The sequence below is a fragment of the Agathobacter ruminis genome, from assembly GCF_002735305.1.
Classification (GTDB): domain Bacteria; phylum Bacillota; class Clostridia; order Lachnospirales; family Lachnospiraceae; genus Roseburia; species Roseburia ruminis.
Map to the genome: position 1 here is coordinate 1 of NZ_PDYG01000066.1, position 4,942 is coordinate 4,942.

A 4,942-nucleotide genomic window follows, 5' to 3' on the forward strand; every position below is an offset into this window, starting at 1 on the left:
GTTTACATGTCTGAGGGTGGGGATCCTATGCAGGACCTACCCTCGTGAATAATTCAGGATAAAGGATGGAATGTCCGTACAAGATGCTACAAAACAGCTATCCGAAAAACTCGCCGAAAGATATGTAGCTCCTGTTCGTCGGCGTGGCGGACGATAAGAAAAAATATGTCATAAAGTTGCGCTATTTGTATTGTACCAAACATTTGTTCGTGTTATCATAATTATGTTGTCGCTCCCACCGACACAGGAGGGAGGTGAAATCTTTGTCCATTATTATAGCCTTCTTAATCTCCGTTGCGGCAGGTGTAGTTAGCTACTACATATGCAAATGGCTAGACGGAGACGGCCGCGACAATTAGCCTAACGGATGCACAACCGTAAAACGTGAAGAAACCCCAGCAGCCGCTACTGCTGGGGTTTCGTTTTTGTGATATCTTTGTCTATCACAGCCTTCTTAGCTGAGAAAATTATAACATATAGCATTTATAATATCAACTACGGATATGCATAGACAAGTTAGGACTTGGTCTTAGCAACAATCACGCATTTCGCTTTGCTCTTAATTCAGACAAATCCTCCTGGTCATCTATGAATGTAAAGTCTTGTAGGCTCAGGTTCTCCATCGCCCTGTGCCATACAGAGAAACTCCCATCCATATCTCTCATAAAATCCAATATGATCTGTAACAAGGTAAATCGGTGTAATGCCTTTAGTTTTCATATCATCAACCAGTTCGCAGCTGCTTCCTTTATTTCTGGTTTTTCTCTTAAATTAAAATATTTATATACGCTCATATTATAATATCCTCCGTCTTAATACATTCCCCTGAAGCCTAAGCTCTTTCCCGGAATCCGTTACAAGTTCCTCTACATCAAGAGCTTTCATATCATAATCAGCTGATAGCTTAGAAAGTAATTTGTTACTGCCAACATTTCGTACATCTGCTTCATAGAAAAACTCTGTCTTTCCGTACTTTTCATATGCATAATCCAAAATAAATTTCAGTGCTTCATAGGCATACCCTTTTCCCTGTTCTGATTCAATAATCCAAACTCCAAGCTCAGGGCAATCCTCAGAAAGCCCGTGCATCTCAGTACTCCCGATAAATTTCTCATCAGCGTCTACAACTGCAAGCAATAATGTTTCTTCTTTCTCCATTTCATCAAGGAAATCCTGAAGCAGATTCCTGGCATCATCCATACTCTCAAACGGATCCGGCCATTGATACTTAGCTATTTCTCTGTTGAAGTTTCTGTAATAATCATCCAGATATCTCATATTAAACGGGATAATTCTGATTCTTGTGTCAGCCATACTTTACGTAAGTCCTTTCTCTGTTAATGTATAGGTCTTCGTGCATACTTCCTCAATATACTTCCTGTCATGAGAAATGCTAATCACTGCTCCGGGAAAAGAAGCTATCATCTTCCTGATAACAGGCCCCGAAAGCGGAGAAAAGTTTCTCGTTGGCTCATCAAGTATAAGCACATTTGCATCTGACAGGCTCATCTTCAAAAGCAACACCTTTGCTTTCTGTCCTCCCGACAGTTCTCGTATTGAGTGGTCCATTTCATCCGCAGTATATTTTAGCGACCCGAGATATGTCCTGATACGGGTGCGTATTGCTCTGTCCCCGGTGTCATCCAAGAATTCAACCGGCATAACATCAAGGTCAAGAAGCTCTTCGTAGTTCTGCGGCATGTACTGCGCCTTTATGTCTTTTCTGGAAAGTAATTCCTCTGCCATCCGCTTAAGGAGCGTTGTCTTGCCGACTCCGTTTGTGCCAACAATGCAGATTTTTTCAGGTCCTCTGACTCTAAGAAAAATGTCTTTTGAAAGCACTTTTTCTCCATCAGGGGTTCTCAGTTCATCCAGCTCATACTCAATAACCGTCTTGCCTGCCGGCATTCTAGCGCTCTCATCTCCCAGTTTAAAAAAGATAGCCTCTTCCTGCTCAGGCATCTGGGTCATATTCTCATCTTCCTTTTCAAAACGTTTACCCATGGCTTTTACAGTGTGCATCTTGTCCTTGAGGTTCTTGGCAGTCGCCGGGTCTTGCCTTGTAATGACAGCCTGTGCGTGTTCCACACTATTATAAATTCTTGCATATTTTTCATCACGAATTTTCTTTTTCCTTTGATCGCTCTGTGCCTGTTGCGCCTGTCTTTCAAAGTTCTCAGCCCTTCTTTCGATATAATTGCTGTAATTATCCCTTACAACAGTGTATCTGCTCTTGGTCTTCCTCATAATCTGCTCGATGTGGATTATCACATTTGCAGTGTTCTCAATAAGGGTTTCATCATGGGATATGAAAAGAACTATATGCTTCCAGTCATTGATCAGCCTCTCCAAAAGCTCCAGCGTACTAATGTCAATGTCGTTAGATGGCTCATCCAAAAGAAGCACCGTCGGATTGTCCATCAGAAGCCGCATAAGTTGTGCCTTAACCTTTTCACCACCTGAAAGACTTCCCATTTTCTGATCGCTGTAAAAGAAATCGGAAGGCACCTGGAATTTCATTGCCATCTCCGATAGTTCTTTTGGCTCCTTATCATAAAAAAACTGTGCCTCCGAGAAATACTCATAAAGAGTTTTTGCCTTATCAGCTTCTGGAAGTTCCTGAGGAAGATACCCCAGTACCTCTTTGGAAGTTACTCTTTCTCCTTCACATTCTGAATAATTCTCAGCGAGTTCCGGATTGTATATCCACTTCATCAGAGTTGATTTGCCGTTTCCCTCTTCCCCAATGATTACTGCTTTATCTCCATCATTTAATGCCATATTGAATTTTTCCAAAATAATGCGTAGGTCCTTACGATGTGTTATAGTTAAATTCCTAATCTGAAGCATATATCGCCCTCCTGTTCCGCTGCTATAGCATAAAAAAGCATGTTGCTCGCAACATATACCTTACGCGCGAGTGCGCATCCATAGCGGAGCGTTTTTTGTAAATCAAAAAAGCCTATTTTGCATACGCAAAATAGACTCACACAAATAGACCTACTATGAACAGTTAGGCTAAAAATGCATGATAATCCAGTTTAAGCGTACACAAAACAGCTGCATAAGCAGCCAACAAATCTTAATCGTGTTCACTCAAGCTAAATTATCTAATGCTCATTCCTTCACCTAAACGCCAAGCGCTCTTTCTTTATCTTTTTAATTCTTACTCATATTAACATTGAAACGAGGCAATTGCAATACCATTATCTGTATATTTCAGAATCTTTAACTGTGTGAAACTCCTTAAAGTTATTCTTGCCCAGCTCTTATAAATGGTTCTGAAATCTTAGCATCCAATAACCCTTTATACGCGTTTACTTTTCTAAATGTATTACCCATCATCTCTGAGCTTCTATATTCTCTTATTGCATCCATATCAAAATCTGCATAATATAACCCTTCTGTCACATCGTCAGCGAGTATAATTGTATTATCAACGCAAATACCATTTTTATCCCAACAGATAGGACTGTACGCACAGGAACAACCTGCATTTTGTCCATTCGCATTTGCCATTGCTATTCCAACCATATTCTCATATGCTCTGGTAGACAACGCTTGAATGCGTGGTTTCATCGAACCACAGTCATTAGGCACAAGAATAATCTCTGCCCCTTTTAACATGAGCATTCTCGCACTCTCAGGGTATTCCCTATCATAGCAAATCATTATGCCTAGTTTTATTCCATCAAAATCACAAACCTTAAACTCGGTTCCTGCCTCAACATTTTTCTCATCTGCGAAATCACATGTATGTACCTTTGAATATTTCATCAGTATTTCACCTGTCTTGCTGATTACAAATGCTGTATTTTGAGGTTGTTCTTTGCCTTTTGTAAATGATGTCAATACAACACCGATACTAAGCGCTTTGGCCTCTTCACATACTTTCACGATAACTTCGTCTTCACAGGATATGCTTTTTTCATATGTCATCGGAAGCTCGTAACCTGTTATAAAACACTCTGGAAGTAGCAAAATGTCTGCTCTATTTTTAGATGCTTCCTTCATAGAACAGATTATGATATCAATATTTCTCTTTATATTCGAATTCTCTGCACGAGACTGTAAGATTGCAACTTTAAAAATCATGTTCTCCTCCGTAAATACCAGGCTTTCTTTCTCTGTAGTACTGTATGTTATGATATAACCTTATATCTAAGTCTTATATAAGAGCCATTCAGTATTTCGCAATTTTCCAATTGCAGAACCCCAAGGCTACCGAGCTCATTTACATTTGTAATTGAGATGCCATCAATAAGAGTTGATGTATCTTTTCCACCGATCAGAACAGGCGCAACTACAATATCAACATAATCGAATAGCTTTTCTCGAAGGAACATTCCATTCAGTGTTCCACCACTTTGGATTGTGATTCTTTCACAGCCGAACTTTTCATTCAGCTCTATCAAAGCGTCTTCTAACGATAGTGTCTCCTGACAGATGATGTGGAGGTTATCCTCGTACACATCGAATGCCGGATGCATCTTATTTGTTGTAATCAAAACAAATTCTTTTGACCTTGAGCAAAAATACTTGATTCCATGCTCGGTAAGATGAGAGTTATCAAGGAGTACAAAAGACACCGGCGTCTTTGGTGGAAAAGGCATTTCATTGACCCCCATCTTTTCCTGCACTCTGCCTGTGTTAAAGGACCACAAATCTGTTGTCTGCTCAATATCATAATACTGCTGCAGTCCCTCCTTAAGTCCATCAATTATAGGGAAATCCTTATCCATATCCAAAGAATCAGATGCCCCCGTGCTGATTTTTCCATCTAAAGACATCAACATAAATAACGTAGTAATTGGTCTCACCAGTCTCTATCCTTTCTGTCTGGTCATTTCTCCTTCGATTAATTCAAGTCTCGCTCGCGAGACTTGGCGCGAGATTTGCGTCAGCATAGCTGACATATTTCATATGCAAATCTCTGCGCATC

At 40.2% G+C, this 4,942-nt stretch carries 5 protein-coding genes; all 5 read right to left on the bottom strand.

Annotation, left to right across the window (positions count from 1 at the left end; translation table 11 throughout):
• Positions 1-582: 582 nt before the first annotated feature.
• Positions 583-720 carry a hypothetical protein gene (locus CSX02_RS13775; RefSeq protein ID WP_330399506.1) on the bottom strand — a complete coding sequence of 46 codons (138 nt, stop codon included), beginning with the start codon at positions 718-720 and terminating at the stop codon, positions 583-585.
• Between the two features lie 75 nt (positions 721-795).
• Positions 796-1,314 (bottom strand): GNAT family N-acetyltransferase, encoded by a 519-nt coding sequence (locus CSX02_RS08600; protein ID WP_099386368.1) that lies wholly within the window; start codon positions 1,312-1,314, stop codon positions 796-798.
• A 3-nt stretch (positions 1,315-1,317) separates the two neighbouring features.
• Positions 1,318-2,850, bottom strand: a complete 1,533-nt coding sequence (locus CSX02_RS08605) for an ATP-binding cassette domain-containing protein (protein WP_099386369.1) — start codon at positions 2,848-2,850, stop codon at positions 1,318-1,320.
• Between the two features lie 402 nt (positions 2,851-3,252).
• A complete protein-coding gene (locus tag CSX02_RS08610; RefSeq protein ID WP_099386370.1) occupies positions 3,253-4,095 on the bottom strand; it encodes a carbon-nitrogen hydrolase family protein in 843 nt (280 codons plus the stop codon).
• A gap of 47 nt (positions 4,096-4,142) precedes the next feature.
• Positions 4,143-4,823, bottom strand: a complete 681-nt coding sequence (locus tag CSX02_RS08615; RefSeq protein WP_099386371.1) for a dihydrofolate reductase family protein — start codon at positions 4,821-4,823, stop codon at positions 4,143-4,145.
• Between the last annotated feature and the right edge of the window lie 119 nt (positions 4,824-4,942).